At 33.2% G+C, this 20,909-nt stretch carries 16 protein-coding genes; 2 read left to right on the forward strand and 14 right to left on the reverse strand.

The genetic code is table 11. The annotated features are described in order from the left end of the window. Nucleotides 1-4: 4 nt before the first annotated feature. The 8 genes from I5M07_RS00685 to I5M07_RS00720 form a co-directional block, all read right to left on the reverse strand. A complete protein-coding gene (locus I5M07_RS00685; protein WP_233621901.1) occupies nt 5-1,147 on the reverse strand; it encodes an efflux RND transporter periplasmic adaptor subunit in 1,143 nt (380 codons plus the stop codon). A 219-nt stretch (nt 1,148-1,366) separates the two neighbouring features. After that, the gene (locus I5M07_RS00690; RefSeq protein ID WP_200104269.1) at nt 1,367-1,945 is read right to left on the reverse strand and encodes a TetR/AcrR family transcriptional regulator; all 579 of its coding nucleotides are present in this window, start codon (nt 1,943-1,945) and stop codon (nt 1,367-1,369) included. Between the two features lie 410 nt (nt 1,946-2,355). Further along, nucleotides 2,356-3,051: an alpha/beta hydrolase gene (locus I5M07_RS00695; protein WP_200104270.1), complete on the reverse strand. Its 696-nt coding sequence runs from the start codon at nt 3,049-3,051 to the stop codon at nt 2,356-2,358. After that, nucleotides 3,030-3,359: an alpha/beta hydrolase gene (locus tag I5M07_RS00700; protein WP_200104271.1), complete on the reverse strand. Its 330-nt coding sequence runs from the start codon at nt 3,357-3,359 to the stop codon at nt 3,030-3,032. The genes I5M07_RS00695 and I5M07_RS00700 overlap by 22 nt, the downstream gene beginning before the upstream one ends. A 791-nt stretch (nt 3,360-4,150) precedes the next feature. After that, nucleotides 4,151-4,990, reverse strand: coding sequence for a hypothetical protein (locus I5M07_RS00705; protein WP_200104272.1), 840 nt, complete (start codon nt 4,988-4,990; stop codon nt 4,151-4,153). Between the two features lie 36 nt (nt 4,991-5,026). Continuing rightward, nucleotides 5,027-6,079: an HAD family hydrolase gene (locus I5M07_RS00710; RefSeq protein ID WP_200104273.1), complete on the reverse strand. Its 1,053-nt coding sequence runs from the start codon at nt 6,077-6,079 to the stop codon at nt 5,027-5,029. A 70-nt stretch (nt 6,080-6,149) separates the two neighbouring features. Continuing rightward, the gene (locus I5M07_RS00715) at nt 6,150-7,793 is read right to left on the reverse strand and encodes an arylsulfatase (protein WP_233621902.1); all 1,644 of its coding nucleotides are present in this window, start codon (nt 7,791-7,793) and stop codon (nt 6,150-6,152) included. Nucleotides 7,794-7,892: 99 nt separating this feature from the next. Beyond that, nucleotides 7,893-8,417, reverse strand: coding sequence for a DUF7935 family protein (locus I5M07_RS00720; protein ID WP_200104274.1), 525 nt, complete (start codon nt 8,415-8,417; stop codon nt 7,893-7,895). Between the two features lie 156 nt (nt 8,418-8,573). On the opposite strand from I5M07_RS00720, the gene I5M07_RS00725 reads away from it, so the two are divergent. Beyond that, nucleotides 8,574-10,907 carry an ATP-dependent helicase gene (locus I5M07_RS00725; RefSeq protein ID WP_200104275.1) on the forward strand — a complete coding sequence of 778 codons (2,334 nt, stop codon included), beginning with the start codon at nt 8,574-8,576 and terminating at the stop codon, nt 10,905-10,907. A gap of 63 nt (nt 10,908-10,970) precedes the next feature. On the opposite strand, the gene ytxJ is transcribed toward I5M07_RS00725, so the two are convergent. After that, a complete protein-coding gene (ytxJ, locus tag I5M07_RS00730) occupies nt 10,971-11,363 on the reverse strand; it encodes a bacillithiol system redox-active protein YtxJ (RefSeq protein ID WP_200104276.1) in 393 nt (130 codons plus the stop codon). 140 nt (nt 11,364-11,503) lie between these two features. On the opposite strand from ytxJ, the gene clpB reads away from it, so the two are divergent. Beyond that, the gene (gene clpB / locus I5M07_RS00735; RefSeq protein WP_200104277.1) at nt 11,504-14,098 is read left to right on the forward strand and encodes an ATP-dependent chaperone ClpB; all 2,595 of its coding nucleotides are present in this window, start codon (nt 11,504-11,506) and stop codon (nt 14,096-14,098) included. Between the two features lie 77 nt (nt 14,099-14,175). Here the strand turns inward: clpB and I5M07_RS00740 are convergent, their stop codons facing one another. The 5 genes from I5M07_RS00740 to I5M07_RS00760 all read right to left on the reverse strand — a co-directional run bounded on the left by I5M07_RS00740 (nt 14,176) and on the right by I5M07_RS00760 (nt 20,769). Further along, nucleotides 14,176-16,116 carry a DUF349 domain-containing protein gene (locus I5M07_RS00740; protein ID WP_200104278.1) on the reverse strand — a complete coding sequence of 647 codons (1,941 nt, stop codon included), beginning with the start codon at nt 16,114-16,116 and terminating at the stop codon, nt 14,176-14,178. A 116-nt stretch (nt 16,117-16,232) separates the two neighbouring features. Beyond that, nucleotides 16,233-17,654 carry a glycoside hydrolase family 1 protein gene (locus tag I5M07_RS00745; RefSeq protein WP_200104279.1) on the reverse strand — a complete coding sequence of 474 codons (1,422 nt, stop codon included), beginning with the start codon at nt 17,652-17,654 and terminating at the stop codon, nt 16,233-16,235. Nucleotides 17,655-17,717: 63 nt separating this feature from the next. Then, complete coding sequence (locus tag I5M07_RS00750) at nt 17,718-18,473, reverse strand: lipid A phosphoethanolamine transferase (RefSeq protein WP_200104280.1); 756 nt, start codon at nt 18,471-18,473, stop codon at nt 17,718-17,720. Nucleotides 18,474-18,619: 146 nt separating this feature from the next. After that, nucleotides 18,620-19,369, reverse strand: a complete 750-nt coding sequence (locus I5M07_RS00755; protein WP_200104281.1) for a shikimate dehydrogenase family protein — start codon at nt 19,367-19,369, stop codon at nt 18,620-18,622. A 2-nt stretch (nt 19,370-19,371) separates the two neighbouring features. Beyond that, complete coding sequence (locus I5M07_RS00760; protein WP_200104282.1) at nt 19,372-20,769, reverse strand: tetratricopeptide repeat protein; 1,398 nt, start codon at nt 20,767-20,769, stop codon at nt 19,372-19,374. Nucleotides 20,770-20,909: the final 140 nt, after the last annotated feature.

The following is a 20,909-nucleotide window of genomic DNA, read 5'->3' on the forward strand; positions in this document are numbered from 1 at the left end:
AAAATTATTTTTTGTTAATGATTTCTGCTACTGCAGGTTTTGCTTTTTCAGGTTGAATTTTTTGACCTTCTTGAAGTTTGTCAATTCCACTCAATACAATTTGATCACCAGGTTGTACACCATCTTTGATAAGGTAATTAGTTCCACTTTTACCAATAATATTGATAGGTGTTTTGGTGACTTTATTGTCTTTGCTTACCGTGAAAACAAACACTTTATCTTGCATTTCAACAGTTGCCGATTGCGGAATTAAAATGGCATCGTCGTGTTGAATACCTAAGTGAATTTTTCCTGTGTTTCCTGAGCGAAGTGTTCCATTTTTGTTAGGAAAAGTGGCTCTTAAAGTAATTGCACCTGTAGTTTTATCGAATTGACCATCAATCATATCAATTTTTCCAAGATGCGTATACGGAGTGTTATCGGCAAGGATTAAAGAAACTGCTGGTAAGTTTTTAATTTTATCTCCAAGAGTGCTTCCTGCGTATTGGGCTTTGAAGTTGATAAAATCTGTTTCACTTAAAGAAAAATAGGCAAAAACTTCATGTACATCCGAAAGATTAGTTAAGGGTTCGATATCAGAAGCCGAAACTAAACTACCTTGTTTTTTAGGTAATCTACCAATGTAGCCGCTCACAGGTGCTTTTACAGTAGTATATTCTAAATTAATTCTTGCCGAAGCTACCATTGCTTTGGTTTGTTCGATATTTGCAGCAGCAATTTTTTGAGAAGCTTTAGCTGTTTTTAATTGATAATCAGAAACCACTTTGTTTTGTACTAAAGGAGTTAATTTGTCAATTTCCAATTGAGCGTTGATAAAAGCTGCTTCGGCTGCGTGAAGATTCGCTAAGGCATTGTTTAATTGCTCACGAAATGGACGCTCGTTAATTTTAAAAAGTGTTTGTCCTTTGGTAACATAAGCTCCTTCGTCAACATAGACTCTTTCGAGATTCCCACTGATTTGAGGGCGAATTTCAACATCAACTGCTCCCTGAATCGCTGCCGGATATTCAACTTCAGTAACAGCATTGGTATTTTGAATGCTAAAAACGGGTAGGAGTGGAGCAGCTACAGCTTCTGAGGTTTGTTGTTTATCACCACAGCTTATCAACAATAGAGCTATTAGGGGTAATAGGATAACTTTTTTCATAATTGGAATTGGATTTAAATTGGGTTTTATTATTGTATTTGTTTTTGGAATAATCGTTTCAGAATTCATGCTGTTTTTAATAAAAATTGATGTTAGTACTAAAGGGTTTATTCTGAAATAATCGTTTCAGAATCAATGTTGTAATTTTAAAAAGGGTATGCGTATTATATTTTATTTTCTGAAATAAACGTTTCAGAATTATTGTTAAAAAAAAAAAGGTTATTTGAATATATTTTTAATCAAGAACTCTGACATTTTTTTGATTTTGATAGGATTTTCATGAAGGATGTACGATTGCTTCCATCCCGTAAATGAAGTAGCAATATATTCAGCCATTAACGCAGCATCTTCTGAGTCATCCATTTCACCATCATCCATAGCTCTTTGTACTACAGTGGCCAAAAAATCAATAAATACATCACTGTTTTTGCTCATTTGATTTCTAACCATACAATCATCTGTGGCAACTTCAAAACTGGTCTTCATTCCAAGACATCCTTTATCGCTAGAAATTATCCAATTTGCTTTATCCTTAATAATGCTAATCAGAGCTTTCTTAGCAGAATCATGTTGGCAAACTTTTTCTTTTATTTCCAGCATTGCATTATCAAAATAATTATTAATGCATTTCATGAAAAGTTGGTGTTTGTCACCAATAGTGTTATATAAACTACTTCTATTGATCTGCATAGCATCAACAAGGTCTTGCATTGAAGTAGCATTGTATCCTTTTTCAGAAAAGAGATTCATTGCTTTTTCAATTTTTTCAACTTCGTTAAATTCTACACAGCGAGCCATAAGATTTAATTTTCACTTTGCAAATTTATAATTTATTTTGAAACTATCGTTTCAAAATCTTAAAAAGTTTTTTTAGATTTTTAAAAAAATAAATCAAAAACAAATATTGATTGTGTTTTTTTCTATTAAATTTAGTTAATAGTATTGTGGAAAGTTGTAATAAGGATAGACAATAGAAGAATTTATAATTCATTACCTTCAAAATTAGTATTGCAAGGAAATAGATCTGTAGAGATTTTTGTAGCTAAAATAATAGTATGTTTTTAAATCTTATAAATAGATTTTGAGCAGTAGAAAACTTTCAGAATATAGGTATAAAAGGAGTAGAGTTGAGAATGCTTTAGAGAATGTTCTAAAAATAAAACTTTATAACAATTTAATGCATTTTTTATTTTTACAATTTACATAATCTAATCGTTTGATTCGGTTATTTGATCAATAAAAGAAATTATGTCGTTGCTTATAGTAGTTATTTCTTGAGTTGAAATATTCTTAAATCCATGGATGGCATTTTTATAACTATAAAATTTACATTTTACTTTATATTTTTTGAGAGCTTCATTTAATATATAAGATTGTTCATAAGGAACAATTTCATCACTATCACCATGCATTATCAAGGTCGGAACACTATTATGATTTATGGAATTCACAGGTGATAATTTTTTTAGAATTTCGGTTGCTTTTGCTTTTTTTTTTAATGTAAATCCCGTCAGTTGCTCAATTTTTTCTTTTCGTTTAAGATAAGTTTCATTTGCAAACAATCGCAAGGAAGCAGAAACGATAGGATTTAATTGTGAACGAAGTAATTGGTCAAGTTTTGTGGGACCGAAATTATCAATTATGTATATCACATCAGAATTAGTACTTTTTAAATTTTCATCTCCTACAAAATCATCATTATTAGAGTACGCTGTCATCAAAGCCAGATGGGCACCAGCAGATGCACCCCATAAACCAATTTTATTCTCATCAATGTTATATACTTTAGCATTTTTATGTAGCCATCTAACCGCATCCTTACAATCAATTATCGGTATCGGAAAATGAACAGAATCGTTTACATATCGGTAATTAATACTTGCTACAGCGTATCCTCTCTCCAAAAGGTCATTGAGAACATGTTGCCTAAAAATGTTTTAATAACAGACTTATCACCGCCTGTCCAGCCTCCACCATGTATAAATAGTACCGCTGGTCTGAGTGATTTACTAACACCGATGGGTAAATAAATATCCATTACTAAACTATCATTTGATGCGATTTTTTTATAGTTAACATTACTAAATGTTATGCCATTCATCTTTACAGTTGGTGGAATAATTACATTTTTCTTTATTTGATTGCAACTAAAGCAGCAGATTGTCATTCCACTAATTAAAAATAGAAGCCTAAAATTTATGTTTTTAAACATGTTATATTTTTTCCTGAAAATTAGATTAAAAAGGTAAGTATTCGAAAGATATTATAAAATGATTTAATATATGTAATCAAATAGAATTGTTTTACGACTATGCGGTGGAGCTTCCACAAGTATTTTATAAATATTGATCCATATAAGGGAATTATTGATTTTTAGATAGAAACTTGAATATAATTTACGACAATAAAATCTTCTATGTTAGAAAACAACTTGGGCAAGAAGAAAAATTATTAGAAAATAATTCTAAAAATTTACACTATCTTCTTTTTAATAGTCATTCCATAATTATTTGTTCAGTAAACATAGAAAAAAATAGAGTTGAAATATTTGATTTGTTTTACACCAGACAAAATCCTATTAAATTGAAACGTGATAAATAAATAGATTTACAGTTTCCAATATATGCGCAATTCCCATGATTTTTTATAAAAATTGCTAACACGAATGAGGACACTTGATTTAGGATTTCAATTATTCGTGAATGTTAATTACAAAGAATCTTAAAAAGACTCCGCTAAAAGTTTCAAATCTTCTAATAAAAGGTTGGAATTTACCCCTTTTAAAGCCTTAAATATTTTTAATCAGTTGGTTGTTAGTATTTTATTTTTATTATTGTCAGTTTGTAAGCTATTTTTAAGAACAGATTATGGGATCAAGAACAAATTTAACTCCAAAACGTTTGAAATACAGAAAACTAATTAGATAATAATTATTTCTTATAAAAAGCAAAAGCGTCAAATTCAGCTGAATTTGACGCTTTTGCTTTTTAAAATATTAGTTTCTTACATAGGTATGTACCATCTAAAGCCTAAACGAACTCCAAAATTGCTTAGGTTTCGGGTGTATCCATCAGAGCGATAAGCCATAATTTCGGGTTCAATGTAGGCATTGTATTTTAATTTTCCTGACCAAATATAGCCAACTCGAAAATCCATAGGGATGGCGACTTTTCCAGTTTTATAGTCAATTTGCCATTCAGGTTCAATCCCCGCATAAATTCCGTTTGACCAAGTGTAAAAAATATTAGGTTGTACAACTGCAAAAGCACTTGAACCATATTTACTATTTCCACTAATTGAGAAGAAGTTTTCCCAAATCCAGTACATTTGCCAATTTCCTAAATTTGTAAACGTAACGGTGGCAGCTGGTCCAATTTGCCATTGATGAGAACCTAATTCAGCAGCGGTCGCAGTCGGAATGTTTAAATTCCAACCAGCTCCAAATTGACCCCATTTTTTTTTACTTAATATAAAAAATTGGTTAAAAGTAGAAGCTCCTAACCCTGTACGTCCATTGGTTGCGGTATTTACAAAAGTGATGACACGTAACAATTGGGGAACTTTGATTAAAAATCCTTTTTCTACAGGAATAATTCCCCTAAAACGAAAATTTTGCGCAAAACCATCCTGGCCTTCTGTATCAAAAATGGAGTATTCTTCCAGTTGTAATTGCCAAGCCAATGTAGTAGGATTCATTACTTCTTGCGATTGTTTTACCGAGGTAGCACCTTCTTGTGGTGCATCCGTTTCTTTGGTGTCCTGACCATACATGGAAGAATTTGCTGTACCTATTATAAAAAGTATAATAGTTGCATAAAGAGATATGTTTTTTTTCTTTATCATTGATTTGTATCAGATTATGATCAAAGTTGCATTTTTTTATTTATCACCAGGATAAATAACTTTCCAGTCGTTTTTCATGTCTATAACTAACCAGCCTTTTTGCTTAGCTTCATCCCAACCTTTATCAAAAGTACCAATTGGAGATTTTCTGTCGTACGACCATTCTCTTATTGAGTCTGTGTGGTGGATGTATATTTCCAAATTTTTAAGCGGATTGGAAGCTGCATACTGAAGCATTTGCAAGTCACCATCAGAGTTTCCTGCAGAAAGAACTGGTTTACGACCAATGAATTTATTAATTGCAACAGGTTTTCCTTCTTTATCGTCGTAAAAATCAAGTTCAGCTAATTTATTAATTGTTGTAGTGCCATTTGTCGTTTCAAATTGCTCTTTGAGGCTGCTTCCTATAATTTGGTCTTTAGGAATGCCATAAGTGGCTTCTGCCCACGGACGCATAAATTCAATACCGCCTCCTGATACAATAAATACCTTAAATTGGTTTTCTTTCAGATAATTAATAAGTTCTAACATCGGTTGAAAAACCAATTGATTGTATGGCTTGTTTTTAGTTGGATGCTTTGCTGTTGCAATCCAATCTTTTACTGTTTTTTCAAATTCTTCTGAAGACATACCTGCATGAGTGGTCATTAATAATTCAACCAAACCTTTTTTACCTTGTTTCATTAATTCAGGCATGTTGTTTTCAAGAACCGATTTATAAGGCTGTTTGTCTTTCCATTCCGGATGATCTTTAGCCAATACTTTAATCCTGTCCATTACAAAAAATAGTTGAAAATAAACAGGTTGTTCACTCCATAATGTCCCATCATTATCAAAAGTAGCAATACGATCGGCAACGGGAACAAAGTTAGCACTGCCTTCTGTCGTTACATCTTTTACATAGTCCAAAATGGTTTGTTTATTTTGGCCTTCGTTCCAGGAAGCAAGTGGAGCTTCTACAGCAACTGAATCTTGTGTTGTGGTAATATCAGTTTCTTTTGAAGTTTCTTTTTTACAAGCAGAAACCGAAACTAAAAGCACCGACAACAGGAAAGTTTTTGCTAAAAGAGAATTTGTTTTTAGGTTCATAATTTATCAGTTTTTTGATTATTTAGCCGATACCTAAGGGATCGGCTAAATAAATTAGTTATTATAGTTGTTATTTTTTTGTGTCACTATTAAAATCAGGAATTATAATACCTTTTTCATCTAGTATTTTTTTAGCTTCTTCTAAATTTCTAAATCGTGTAATTTCTAAAGGTCCAGTATATACTTCACTTTGGAGTTTTCTTGGAGGGTACTGTAAGTAACTTTTCATTAATTCTTGAGTAGCTTTATTAAAAATAGGTAAAGTCCATGTTTTTTCAGTGTAACTATTCATGAAAATATCATAGCGTTCCTGTGGGTCTTGCCAAAGATTATAAATTGCAGGTACAGTAGCAGCATATTTTTCATTTCCTCTCCAACCTAATTCCTGTCCAGGCATGTCACTTCCAGCTTGCGCACCATTGTCACCTCTCTTGTTATAAACTGCTTTAAATGCTCCAACACGAATAGCACCTGGAGATAGTTCGGCTTCGGTGAAATAAAACCATTTATCACGTAATGGTTTTCCTTCTTTAAATAATACATTAGCCATATCATAACTATCAAAAACCATTGGCTTACCATCTCTATCATTTTTGGGTAATTCGATACCAGCTAAACTTGCAAAAGTAGCCATAAGATCTAGACCTCCAACAATATCATGACTATCTGTTCCTGCTTCAATTTTACCAGGCCACCAAGCGATTGCTGGTACACGGCTACCACCTTCTCTATCTGTTCCTTTAGAGCCTCTAAATGGCGTATAACCAGCGTCAGGATGCACGTCTTGCCAAGCTCCATTGTCTACAGTATAAATTACAATAGTATTGTCTTCAATGCCTAATGAACGAATTTTATCCATTACACGTCCTACATTATAATCCATTTCCATAACACAATCTCCGTATTTACTTCCTACAGGTGATTTTCCTTTAAATTGTTTTGAAGGTAGGTTAGGTTGGTGGTTTTTAGCAAAATTAATACACATGAAAAATGGATCTTTAGCTTTTCCATAATTGTCTAATTGTGTCAAAACTTTATCTGTCATCATCATATCTAATTCGGCAATATTCTCTTCTGTTACTTTTGAAACTTCTTTAACTTTACTACCGGCACTGCCTTCTAAAACTCCTTTAGTAACTTTTTGAAAAAATGAAAGCATTTCTGGTGTCATATCTGGATTCCAGGATTGGAAAGCATATGTATAAGCATTTAAGTGATATAAAACGACACTTTCCATTTTATCAAAACCATGAGCCGTTGGCATTGCATAGTCATCTTCACCTAAGTGCCATTTTCCAGAAAAATAGGTTTTATAATTCGCTTTTTTAAGAACAGATGCTAAAGACCATTCGGCAGCGGGAAGTCCGCCTCCTTGTCCTTGAAATGCTACCGTAGTCATACCGCTTCGGTTAGGGATACGTCCAGTTAACATTGCGGCTCTACCTGGGGTACAACTTGGCTGACCGTAGAATGACCAGAATTGTAGTCCTTCTTTTGCCATTTTGTCAAGGTTTGGTGTTGGCATACCTCGTCCTACACCTCCTCCATAAACGCCTAAATCTCCCCATCCTGTATCATCAGAGATTAGCATTATGATATTTGGTTTTTTGCCATAATTTTTTCCTTTCGATTGACCAGAAGTTTGGGAAAAAACAACCGTCATAACAAAAAAGCTTAAGAAGGTAAACTCATAAATAAATTTTTGTTTTTTCATAGTACGATAATATTTAAAGTTTTAAATTTAAATAAAAGTACTACAAAAAAACAATAGTCAAATAAGAAAGTATTTGTTTTTTTTTAGAATTTTAACTACTTAAAAAAGAGAAATATTAATTTCATTTTTAATATACGAAAGAGCACCATGACTTGGTGATTGTTTTTCGAGTAAATCATTGAGTATTTTTTCACGAAGTTTGAATGCATTTTCCACTCTTTCATTCATCGTTGTTTTACGGATGATTTGTATAGTAGCATTTTTGGCTGTAGTAATCACAGTCCAACACTCCTCGGTCATGTAAATTTGTTGAGTTAAATTGTGTTCAAACTCTTGCTCGATGTGTTCAATTAGCAAATTTTCATACAAATTTTTATCCTCGGATAAGGGAGCAACTCGGAGTACTAACTTATTTAAATTGATGCGTTCCAAAAACAACGTCATTCGTTCGTAAGCTTGCAAACGTATAGGAAGTGCATCCTGACTTGCTTTGTTTTCTAACAAAAAACGGAATTTTTTATTTTCACTTTTAATAAATAATCCAAAAAAACGATAAGCAATTACACCTGTAACCAAAGCAGGCAAAGTATAACAAAAAAGTTCAAGTATTTGGGCAGTATTCATGTGGTATCAAATTTTGGCAAAAATAACGTATTTGACTAAAGTTTTTGCCTAGAAATTTATTTATTTAAGAAGGAATATTCATTTCAATTAGAACTTAAACGGTTTCATTTTAAATCAATTTTTTAATTCTTACTTTTGCTAAAAATCGAAAAGTTCATGCAAAAATATATCGATCAACTTAACGAAGCGCAACGTCAACCCGTTTTGCAAAAAGATGGCCCAATGATTGTAATTGCTGGTGCAGGCTCCGGAAAAACTCGCGTTCTTACTATCCGAATTGCTTATTTGATGAGCCAAGGAGTTGATGCTTTTAATATTTTATCGTTAACCTTTACCAACAAAGCAGCTCGCGAAATGAAAAGTCGAATTGCAGATATTGTAGGTGCTAGCGAAGCCAAAAATCTTTGGATGGGAACTTTTCACTCTATTTTTGCCCGAATTTTAAGATCGGAAGCGGATTTATTAGGATATCCTTCCAATTTTACGATTTACGATTCACAGGATTCGGCTCGATTGATTTCATCCATTATCAAAGAAATGCAGTTGGATAGGGATATTTACAAACCCAAACAAGTCTTAGGACGCATCTCGAATTATAAAAACAACTTAATTACCGTAAAAGCGTATTTTAATAATCCCGAATTGCAAGAGGCTGATGCAATGTCTAAAAAACCGCGTTTGGGAGAAATTTACCAGCAATATGTGGAGCGTTGTTTTAAAGCAGGTGCAATGGATTTTGATGATTTGTTGTTGAAAACCAACGAATTACTAACTCGTTTTCCAGAAGTTTTGGCTAAATATCAAAATCGCTTCCGGTATATTTTAGTCGATGAGTACCAAGATACCAACCATTCGCAATATTTGATTGTTAGGGCTTTATCGGATAAATTTCAAAATATTTGTGTTGTGGGTGATGATGCTCAAAGTATTTATGCATTTCGCGGCGCTAACATCAACAATATTTTAAATTTTCAAAAAGATTACGATGGCGTAAAAATGTTTCGTTTGGAACAAAATTACCGGTCTACCCGAAATATTGTGGAAGCGGCCAATACTATTATCGATAAAAATAAAACCAAATTAGATAAAATTGTATGGACCGATAATGATTTTGGACCTAAGATTAAAGTCCATCGTAGTTTGACCGATGCCGAAGAAGGTCGTTTTGTAGCCAGTACGATTTTTGAGCAAAAAATGCAAAATCAATTGCATAACGGCGCTTTTGCCATTTTGTACCGAACCAATGCACAATCGCGTGCTATGGAAGATGCACTTCGAAAACGCGATATTCCGTATCGAATTTATGGTGGTTTGTCTTTTTATCAAAGAAAAGAAATCAAAGATGTTTTGGGCTATTTGCGTTTGGTTGTTAATCCGAAGGATGAAGAAGCTTTGATTCGTGTTATTAATTATCCCGCTCGTGGAATTGGAGATACAACCGTCGAAAAGCTTACCATTGCCGCGAATCATTACAAAAGATCGATTTGGGAAGTAATGCTTAATATTGATAAAATCGATTTAAAACTAAATTCTGGTACCAAAAATAAATTGCACGATTTTGTAACTATGATTCAAAGTTTTCAGGTTATCAACGAAAATCAAGATGCTTTTTATTTAACCGATCACGTGGCTAAAAAAACTGGATTGGTGCAAGAACTTAAAAAAGATGCAACTCCGGAAGGAATGGCAAAAGTTCAAAATATTGAAGAATTGTTAAATGGTATTAAAGACTTTACCGAGGGACAAAAAGAAATTGATGGCGCTAGAGGTGCTTTATCGGAATTTTTAGAAGATGTAGCGCTGGCCACCGATTTGGATAAAGATACAGCAGATGAAGATCGTGTGGCGTTGATGACCATACATTTAGCTAAAGGATTAGAATTTCCGCACGTGTTTGTGGTGGGGATGGAAGAAGATTTGTTTCCGAGTGCCATGAGTATGAGTACCCGAAGCGAATTGGAAGAAGAACGAAGATTGTTTTATGTGGCTTTAACCAGGGCAGAGCATCAGGCGTATCTTACCTACGCACAATCTCGCTACCGTTGGGGAAAACTTACCGATAGCGAACCTTCTCGATTTATTGAAGAAATTGATGGTCAATATTTAGAATATTTAACTCCCGAAGAGCGTTCGTACCGTTATCAACCCATGATTGATAAGGATATTTTTGGAGATGTGGATAAATCAAAATTGCGATTGGCAAAACCTGTTGGTAGTATTCCGCCCAAAAGTACTGCTTCCAATGAAGCGGGTTTGAATGGTACCATCCGGAAACTGAAACCAATGGGTTCTAAAAGTCATAGTACTGGTGCTAATTTGTTCGACAATAAATTAACTGCCGGAACAGTGGTAATGCACGAACGTTTTGGTAAAGGAGAAGTGATTAATTTAGAAGGAGTTGGTGCCGACCAAAAAGCTGAAATTAAATTTGAAGTAGGCGGAATTAAAAAACTACTGCTTCGTTTTGCTAAGCTTGATATAATCGGGTAATATACCTGTCAAATAAAAAAAATCCAGCAATTGTTTTAAAAGCAACTGCTGGATTTTTTGTTTTTAAAGTATTTTTGTTTTTAAATTTTCAGCGTTAATATCACTATGCGAAGCGTTATAAACTGCTTTTTTATTCTGAATTAAAAGAATTTGAGGCGACTGATGTATAACGTTAAATCGTGCCGCAATTTCGTTCGAAATATCGCGGTGTTCTAATAAATCTAAGAAAAAGGCATCAACAGATTCGTCCAAATCATATTCTCTTTCAAACTGTTTCAAAGCCATTCGACTGATACTGCAGCGGGTGCTGTGTTTAAAAATTAAGATGGGTTTAACGTTAGATATATTTTCTATATCATCAAGTTGTGATAAATTTATAAGAGGAATCCAGTTAATTTTAGATTCGTTACTATTTTCCGAATCAGAATTGCCAAAAAGGGAAGAGAAAAAACTCATAAGTGTTGTTTTTATGACATTTCGTCTGTTTTAAGATGTTTTTTTAATTAAAACAAGACATTTTGTCTGTTTTTGTTGTGTGGAATATAATTTGTCTATTTCGAATCAAAAGTAAACTATAATTTCAAAATCAAAACAATATGAACATCAATAAATTTACAATTAAATCACAAGAAGCCATTCAGCTTTCGCAACAAATTGCGCAACGGAATGGGCAACAGCAAATAGAAAATGAACACATTTTAAAAGCCATTTTTGAGGTCGATGAAAATGTGGCGCCTTTTATTCTAAAAAAACTAAATGTCAATCTACCTTTATTTTTGCAACTTCTGGATAGTCAGATTCAGAGTTTTCCAAAAGTTTCTGGTGCCGATGTAATGCTTTCTCGTACTGCTAATACTACTTTAAATGAAGCAGAAATTATTGCTCAAAAAATGAACGACGAATATGTTTCGATTGAAAATTTAATCTTAGCTATTTTTGAGTCAAAATCGAAAGTTTCTCAAATATTAAAAGACCAAGGTGTTACAGGAAAAGGGCTAAAAGCGGCAATCGAAGAATTGCGAAAAGGGGAAAGAGTAACCTCTGCATCGGCAGAAGAAAATTACAATTCCTTAAATAAATTCGCTAAAAATTTAAATGAATTAGCCAGAATGGGAAAATTAGATCCGGTAATTGGACGCGATGAAGAAATCCGCCGTGTGTTGCAAATTTTAACCCGTAGAACCAAAAATAATCCAATGTTGATTGGTGAACCTGGGGTTGGTAAAACAGCCATTGCCGAAGGATTAGCACACCGAATTGTAGATGGTGACGTGCCAGAAAACTTGAAAGATAAAGTCGTTTTTTCGCTCGATATGGGAGCGTTAATAGCCGGTGCCAAATACAAAGGGGAATTTGAAGAACGCTTGAAGTCGGTAGTTAAAGAAGTTACGGCTGCAGAAGGGGATATTGTTTTATTTATTGACGAAATTCACACACTTGTTGGAGCTGGTGGTGGTGAAGGTGCAATGGATGCAGCTAATATTTTAAAACCCGCTTTGGCTCGTGGTGAATTAAGAGCGATTGGTGCTACCACTTTGGATGAATATCAAAAATATTTTGAAAAAGATAAAGCCCTCGAAAGACGTTTTCAAAAAGTATTAATTGATGAGCCAGATACCGAAAGTGCTATTTCTATTTTACGTGGAATTAAAGAAAAATACGAAACCCATCATAAAGTTCAGATTAAAGATGAAGCCATAATTGCTGCTGTAGAGCTTTCTCAACGTTACATTACCAATCGTTTTTTACCTGATAAAGCTATTGATTTAATGGATGAAGCGGCTTCTAAATTGCGTATGGAAATCAATTCTAAACCCGAAGAATTGGATGTTTTAGATCGTAAAATCATGCAATTGGAAATTGAAATTGAAGCCATCAAACGTGAAAACGACGAAAATAAATTGAAAGGTTTACGTTTGGATTTGGCAAATGCTAAAGAGGAACGAAACGAAATTTATGCAAAATGGAAATCGGAAAAAGACATTGTGGATGGTATTCAAGCCGTAAAACTTGAAATTGAAGATTTTAAATACGAAGCCGAACGTGCCGAACGAGAAGGCGATTACGGAAAAGTAGCCGAAATTCGATACGGAAAAATTAAAGAAGCTCAAGAACGTTTGGATGTGTTGCAAAAACAACTGCAAGAATTCCAACAAGGAAATTCCCTTATTAAAGAAGAGGTAACTCGCGAAGACATTGCGGAAGTTATTGCAAAATGGACTGGAATTCCGGTGATGAAAATGCTACAAACCGAACGTGAAAAACTCTTGCATTTAGAAGATGAATTGCATAAAAGAGTAGTGGGGCAAGAGGAAGCAATTCAGGCCGTAAGTGATGCAGTACGTAGAAGTCGTGCTGGATTACAAGATATGAAAAAACCAGTGGGTAGTTTCTTGTTTTTAGGGACAACCGGTGTCGGGAAAACAGAATTAGCCAAAGCGTTGGCAGAATATCTTTTTGATGATGAAAATGCGATGACTCGTATCGATATGAGTGAGTACCAAGAACGTCATAGTGTGAGTCGTTTGGTTGGGGCACCTCCAGGATACGTAGGCTATGATGAAGGTGGTCAATTAACAGAAGCTGTTCGTAGAAAACCGTATTCGGTTATTTTGTTGGATGAAATTGAAAAAGCACATCCAGATACCTTCAATATCTTATTACAAGTATTGGATGAAGGTAGATTAACAGACAATAAAGGTCGTTTAGCCGACTTTAAAAATTCAATTATCATCATGACATCCAATATGGGAAGTCAGATTATACAAGATAAATTTGAAAACCTAAAAGCAGATGTAGAGGCGGCTGCCGAAGCTGCAAAGGTGGAGGTTTTGGGCTTGTTAAAACAAACGGTTAGACCAGAATTTATTAATCGTATTGATGAAATCGTAATGTTTACACCTCTTTCAGTAGACAATATTACAAGAATTGTGAGTTTGCAACTGAAAAGTGTGACCAAAATGCTGGCTTTGCAAGGCATTACAATGGATGCAACACCAGAGGCTATTGCTTATTTGTCACAAAAAGGATATGATCCTCATTTTGGGGCTAGACCTGTCAAACGCGTGATTCAAAGAGAGGTTTTAAACCAGTTGTCTAAAGAGATTCTTTCAGGCGCCATTACAACGGATAGTATTATTTTGTTAGATGCCTTTGATAATCAATTGGTTTTTAGAAATCAAACAGTTTAATTTTACTTAGTAGCTTTTACTAAAGTTCTATAAATTAAAAACGGTAAGTATTTTTTTTACTTACCGTTTTTTTATGTTTAAAGTTCTCTGAGCTGCTGTAGTTTAGTTTTCCAAACTTCGAGACTTTCTTTATGAATGGCAATGTTTTTACGAACTTCTAAAACGATAGAATTCTCTTTTTTGGCATTTTTGGTATTCGTGAAAAATTGAATGTTGTTTTCTAGTTGAAAAATTTCATTTTGCACTTCTTCAATTTTACGCATGATAAAGATTTTTTCGTTATCTAATTTTCGCGTATCATTACTTTCAGTTAGCGAATCTATTCGATTGGTAAAACGAATCATTTCGGTTTCTTTTTTGCTTAAACTTAATTTTTCGAAAAGCGCATCTAATATTTTATTGAATTTTCCTTCGATATGTCGTCTCGAAAAGGGTACTTTTCCGAGGTTTTTCCAATTTTCAATATGCAACTTGATAGCATCTAAATCGGTTTTGTGATCACCAGTTAATTGAAAAGAACGCAATGTTTCTAAATAAGCTTTCTTTTTATCAAAAGCTTCAATTTCCTCTGAATTCTCTTCTTTTTTCTGCTCTTTTAAATGATCAAAATAGGCATTACAAGCATCTTTAAATTCTTTCCAAATTTTATCCGAATATTTTCTTGGTACATGCCCAATTTGTTTCCATTCCTCTTGAATTTTTTTCATTATTGGAGTAGTAGAAGCGAAATCGGTGCTGTCTTTTAGCTCTTTTGCTTTTTCAACAAGCGCAAGTTTTTTGTTTAAATTTTCGGTTTGCTCTTTTTTTATTTCTTTGTAAAAAGCATTTTTTAAAGAATTGAATTTTCTAACTGCAGCTTTAAAAGCAGTCCATGTAGATTCGTTTACATCCGAAGGGACTTTACCGATAGCAAAAAAATCTGAACGTAAGGTTTCTACTTTATCAATTTGTTGTAACCAAAGTGCATGTGTATTTACTTTCTCGGTCGCAATTTGTTCAATTTGCGCAATAATTGCTTTCTTCTTTTCGAGATTATCTAATTCGATACTTCGTTGGTTTTCAAATAAAAGTTCTCTTTTATCGTGAATTTTTTTGGTTAATTCACTAAATTGATTCCAAATTTCATCACGGTGTTCTTTAGAAACCGGTCCAATATCTTCTTTCCAAATTCGGTGTAAATCTTGTAATTCCCTAAATGCTTTATTTACATCAGCTTCTTGAGTCAATTCTTCAACACGAGCAATAATTTTTTGCTTTTGGTCTAAATTATGTTTAAAATCCAAGTCACGAGCCTCGCGATCTAAGTGCAAATAATCATAAAAATTTTCGACATGAAAATGAAAGTTATTCCAAACGTGGTTGTATTTGTCTTTCGGAATTGGACCTGCCGTTTTCCAGCGCTCTCTTAATTCGTTAAAATGTTTGAGCGTATCTTTTATATTTTCTTGCGGATTGATTAGCTCTTTCAGCTCTTCCACAATAGCCAATCGATTTTCTAAATTGGATTTTAAATTGGTTTCTAAATTTTTATAATGTGCGTTTAGTTTGCTTCTGTATACATTATAGTATTCATCAAATTTCGATTTTAAAGGCAAATGATATTCAAATTCCTCGTTTGGATCGGTATTTTCGGCGTTAAATTCTTCTCTTTTTTCTTCAATTAAATGATTGTATTCTATTGTAAACGCTTTTTTAATTTCATCAACATGTTCTTTGATAGACATTACTTTGTCTACCACAATCAAGTTTTTAAGCTCGTCGGTTAATTGTTCTAACGAAAAAGTACCGTACTCTTTCATCGGAATCGTATGACGCTCTTTTATGGTTTCATCTTCACTTTCCTCAGCATTGGAGTTTTCAATGGCATCTAAAGCATGGTGTTTTTGAGATGGTGTTTCATTTGAATTGGAAGCATTATTTACTGCATCTTCTGTAGTTTCTGTTGCTACTGAAGGCGTCACTTCTTCTTTGTTATTTCCGTCTGCTTCTGGCAGGTTATCATTCATTTCTTCTAACATTTTGATCAATGTTTAAGGTTTTACTTTAATTAGTTGTCCGAAAGATACTAAAGGACTTTGAAAATACAAAACAAATCCGTTATTTATAAGTCTTTTTAGGTCAAAGGAGTTTGATATTAATCGAAAATTTTTGGTTGTGGTTGTGCAAATTTTTTTACAATTTTTTGATATGTTTTTCCGCCATTTTTCAAGGTTCTAATTTGTGTTTTTTGATCTACAGAATAAAGTCCAAACTTTTTTGAATAACCCAAACTCCATTCAAAATTATCAATTAAGGACCAATAATAATAACCTCTCACATCATATCCGTCTTGTATGGCTTTAGAAACGGCAAAAAGTTCCCTTTCGATAAATTGAGGTCTTCGATCATCTTTGTTATCGGCAATACCAGTTTCGGTTATTAAAATTGGTTTTTGTAGTTTAGAAATTCGTTTAATGGCTCGGTAAATTCCTTCAGGATACACGGTATAATCCATATCGGTCATGGTTTCGTCTTTTACTGCTGAAAACATTTTTTCATGTTCAAAAAGTTTGAATTCCGTAGCATAATGCGAGTAATAATTTAAACCGATAAAATCGAGCGTATTAGGAGCATTTTTATCTTCGTACTGCAAATTAGCTTCAAAGGGGACATAAAATTGGTATTTTCCTGTTTCAAAAAAAGCTAAGGAAGAACTGTTGAAATTCGAATCGGCAATTTCTGCGCCTAACCAATCCAATACATTCCATCTGTTTTTAGGTTCAAAAAAAAAGATGTCTTTTACAATTCCAATTTTAGCATTTTTACCTTCAGGTAGTTTTTTTATCATTTGATAAACTCGCGTATGCGCAATTAGAATGTTTCGTAAAACTTGACCCGCTAATAGTGTATTGTCTTTTCCTGGCGGAAAAATATCCGACATATAAGCCAAACTGGTATATACATTTATTTCGTTGAAAGTTGTCCATAGTTGAACTCGATTTCCGTACGACTGAATCATTTTTTTTACAAATAATTCAAAATAGCGAAGGTTTTCCATTTTTTCGAATCCGCCTTTTTGCATAAACCATAATGGTTCTTCAAAATGATGTAAAGTAATATTTGGTACGATATTTTTAGCCAACAAACTATCAATTACATTGGAGTAATGTTCAATACTAGCTTGGTCAAAATGGCCTTCTTTAGGATTTATTTTGCTCCAGGATAATGAAAAGCGATAAGAATTAACGCCTAATTCTTGCATCAAAGTAATGTCTTTAGGGTAAAGTTGCCAATGGTTGGTTGCAATTCCTGCTTTTTCCTGATTTGCAATGGTTGGTTGCCCGCTTTTCTTTTTTTGATTTTCCCACCAAGACCAATTGCTGTTTGTGTGTCCGCCTTCTACTTGATGTGCAGCCGTTGCGGTTCCCCATAAAAATGTTTTTGGAAAATGCATTTCGCTAGTTGGAATAGTTTCCCAATTCCATTTAAAAATAGGATGTTTGTAGTTAAAATAAGCGATTGAGAAAAAGTAAAGAAGAAAAATAGCGGTACAAGCAACCAATAGTTTTTTTAACATTGTTTAGAATTTACTTAAAACAAATCTAAACTTTGAATGTTAGTTGAGCATTAAATTAATGTTTTAAAATAATATTAAAACACCGCATTCAAATCCGTAATTATATGATTTTTCGCCTCCAAAAGCCACACTTGGGTGAATGTAAATCATGTTTTCTTTAGTAATTTTTCTTCCAAATTCTAAATAAGCATTGTTTTGAAACCCATCTAAAGTATTATTGTATCGAAAAGCGGCATCTACAGCAAACCAGTTTTTGCCTTGAAACCAATAAATAGCATTTTCAAAAATCGTAGTATTCACATCACTTTGATTACTTGAACCGGCAAAACTGGTTTGGTATTCTAAAGAAGAAATTAAAAGTACCTTTTTGGCTTTGTCAAAATAATGGCCATAGAAGACTGTGGGAACAAAAAGCCATTTTCCTGTTCCAAAAGCGGGGTCAACCGCTGTATTGGCATAAATACGTGCTTTTACCGACAAACCGTGATGTTGTCCTAAAATAGGAATGAAGGCAACGGAAGCCGAAATATCTCCTAATCCTGTTTTATTTTGATGATTGGTATTTGCCGAAACCAAAGGTAAATCGGCTCTAAAGTTCCAAGATTTGTCTCCAATTGGTAGTAAAAGCCGAGCATTGGTAGTGTTATAAGAGCCATTATCAGTGTCTAAATATTCATTAAAAAGTACTACACTATTAAAAAAATAGTGATAACGAGGTTGATTGAAAACATTATATACATTGGAAGAGTCAGCAGCTTGTGCTCTTAATTGAATGTTTAAAAAAAGAAAAATGCCTAATGATAGTAAAAATTTCTTCATAATTTTCCGAATAAGTATACTGCTAATTTAATAAAAAAAACATTCTTATTCTGGTTAAAATTTCATTAAGAAATGTAAGAAAATAAAAAAGACACTTTTTCTGGATAGAGAAAGTGTCTTTTTTAAAATATTTATTAATCAATTATTTATTTATTCCAGATATTCCAAGCTTTTTCAGCCTGAAACACCAGCATTTCATAACCGTTTTTTATTGTAGCTCCATGTTTTTTGGCGTTCTTTAAAAATTTCGTTTCTTCAGGATTGTAGATTAAATCGTAGGCAATGTGTTTTTCGGTAAAAAAATTATAAGGTAAATCGGGAGCAGCATCTAAGTTGGGACTTGTACCGACAGGTGTACAATTGATGATAATTTGGTAATTATCAAAAGTTGTAGCATTAATCAAATTATAATCAATAACATCTTCGCGTGATTCTCTTGAAACAAAAGTGTATAAAATATCAAGTTCTTTTAATGCAAATGCTACCCCTTTGGAGGCGCCTCCGGTCCCCAGAATGAGTGCTTTTTTATGATGTGGTTGCAACAGCGGTTTAAGCGATTTTTTAAATCCATAATAATCGGTATTATAGCCTTTTAATTTTCCTTTTTTGGTAAATTTAATGGTATTAACCGCTCCAATTTCGGCTGCTTTTTTGGATAATTTATCTAGAAAAGGAATTACCTGTTCTTTGTACGGAATAGTAACATTCATTCCGCTTAAATCGGGATTGTTTTTAACTAATTCAGTAAAATAATTTATTTCGGGGATGTCAAAATTTTCGTAACTACAGTTTTCAAAAAGTTCGTTTTCAAATTTTTTAGCAAAATAACCTCTAGAAAAAGAATAGTCAATATTGCGTCCTAAAAGGCCAAAACGCCTTTTTAAAATGTCTTTCATTCTTATTTTTTATATTTTGAAATGTAGTTTTTAACTTCTTTGTTAGACCAAACTACCGGAAATAAATCTTCTATTAAAATGTAATTATCAAAATTCAAACGTAAACCATTGCTCAAGTGAAACTTTCCTTTGGTGGTATCTTGCAACATAAAATACAATCCAGCCAAGCGATATTCAATTTCATTTTCTTCAGGAAAATATTCTGATGCTTGTAAAAGGGTTTGAATAGCACTATCAAATTCGCCTAAAAATTGTAAAATATCTACCCAAAATAACCAAGTATCAAGTTCATAATCGCCAAATTCAACAGCTTTTCTATAACCAAATTCAGCTTCTTCAAAAAAGTTCATTTGTTTGTTGATGGTAGCATAACGTTTCCAATACAATCTATTTTGATTGTCGATGGCTAATGCTTTATTTACAAAAAACAAGGCTTTTTGAAAGTTCTTTTGGCGTACATAAAAATCTGTAATCGCAATCCAACCTTTGTCTAACAAGGGATCTTCGTGAACGGTTTTGTTGTAATATTTAAGAGCCAAAACTTTATTGCCCAATCGTTCGTAACATTTACCAATTCGCAATAAAGCGTAGGAAGTTGCATCGTCTAATTCGATAGTGCGGTTGTAACTTTCTATCGCTTCTTTGTATTTTTTTAAACGTTCGAATGCTTTGGCACGTTCCATGAAAGCACCTAAGAAATTTTCATCGATTAAAGTGGCATAATCAAAAGCACGAATCGCATTTTCGTAATCTTTTATTCCGTAATACAAACGACCCATTTGGTGCCAAGCAATTTCGCTATACGGATTTTTGTCGATGTATTGGTTTAAGTACGCAATAGCTTCTTCGTTTTGGTCTAAAAATTCGAAACAATACACCACATTATATAAGGCCGATTGGTCTTCTAAATCTTCTTCCAAACATTTAATAAAACTTTCTTTTGCTTTTTCAAGATTGTCCATAAAAAGATACTCCATTCCAATCAAATTGTAAACGTCGGCATAGTCATCAGTATATTCCAGCGCTATTTTAAGCAATTCGACCGCTTTTTCGTGTTGGTCTCTTTTGGAATAAATGTTGGCTTTTTGAATGTAAATTTCTTCGTTGGTGGGTTCTATCGCATATAACTCATTAAGGAGTTTTTCTGCTAATTCAAGTTTGTCGTCAAACACTAGCATTTCTACTTGTACTAATTTTAAGCCTGTAGATTTTGGATGTTGATCTAGTGCTAACTTTAAGGCTTTTTTTGCTAAATTAGCCTTACCTATGTCCAGATAGTGAAGGATGATTTCTTCGAATTCTTCAGAATCAAAAAAGAGTACTTTGTTTGTTTTTAACATGGACTCAAATTTGGAAAGGGATAGGTTATAATCTTCTTCTTCTTCGTTGCTTAATTGCATACTCTGTGTTTTTGAAATTAGCCTATTATAAATTTAGGCAACCCTTTTGTTGATTTTTAAAAAAAGAACGAATTGTTTTGAACAATTTAATTAACAAAAATCGCTTTTTTTATTTCATTTTTAAAACAATAGTCAAGGGA

The sequence above is a fragment of the Flavobacterium agrisoli genome (assembly GCF_016522065.1).
GTDB lineage: Bacteria > Bacteroidota > Bacteroidia > Flavobacteriales > Flavobacteriaceae > Flavobacterium > Flavobacterium agrisoli.

Coding starts and splice junctions, on each gene's coding strand:
- I5M07_RS00685 (WP_233621901.1), bottom strand. CDS start 1,147: ATGAAAAAAGTTATCCTATTACCCCTAATAGCTCTATTGTTGATAAGC.
- I5M07_RS00690 (WP_200104269.1), bottom strand. CDS start 1,945: ATGGCTCGCTGTGTAGAATTTAACGAAGTTGAAAAAATTGAAAAAGCA.
- I5M07_RS00700 (WP_200104271.1), bottom strand. CDS start 3,359: ATGTTTAAAAACATAAATTTTAGGCTTCTATTTTTAATTAGTGGAATG.
- I5M07_RS00705 (WP_200104272.1), bottom strand. CDS start 4,990: ATGATAAAGAAAAAAAACATATCTCTTTATGCAACTATTATACTTTTT.
- I5M07_RS00710 (WP_200104273.1), bottom strand. CDS start 6,079: ATGAACCTAAAAACAAATTCTCTTTTAGCAAAAACTTTCCTGTTGTCG.
- I5M07_RS00715 (WP_233621902.1), bottom strand. CDS start 7,793: ATGAAAAAACAAAAATTTATTTATGAGTTTACCTTCTTAAGCTTTTTT.
- I5M07_RS00720 (WP_200104274.1), bottom strand. CDS start 8,417: ATGAATACTGCCCAAATACTTGAACTTTTTTGTTATACTTTGCCTGCT.
- I5M07_RS00725 (WP_200104275.1), top strand. CDS start 8,574: ATGCAAAAATATATCGATCAACTTAACGAAGCGCAACGTCAACCCGTT.
- ytxJ (WP_200104276.1), bottom strand. CDS start 11,363: ATGAGTTTTTTCTCTTCCCTTTTTGGCAATTCTGATTCGGAAAATAGT.
- clpB (WP_200104277.1), top strand. CDS start 11,504: ATGAACATCAATAAATTTACAATTAAATCACAAGAAGCCATTCAGCTT.
- I5M07_RS00740 (WP_200104278.1), bottom strand. CDS start 16,116: ATGTTAGAAGAAATGAATGATAACCTGCCAGAAGCAGACGGAAATAAC.
- I5M07_RS00745 (WP_200104279.1), bottom strand. CDS start 17,654: ATGTTAAAAAAACTATTGGTTGCTTGTACCGCTATTTTTCTTCTTTAC.
- I5M07_RS00750 (WP_200104280.1), bottom strand. CDS start 18,473: ATGAAGAAATTTTTACTATCATTAGGCATTTTTCTTTTTTTAAACATT.
- I5M07_RS00755 (WP_200104281.1), bottom strand. CDS start 19,369: ATGAAAGACATTTTAAAAAGGCGTTTTGGCCTTTTAGGACGCAATATT.
- I5M07_RS00760 (WP_200104282.1), bottom strand. CDS start 20,769: ATGCAATTAAGCAACGAAGAAGAAGAAGATTATAACCTATCCCTTTCC.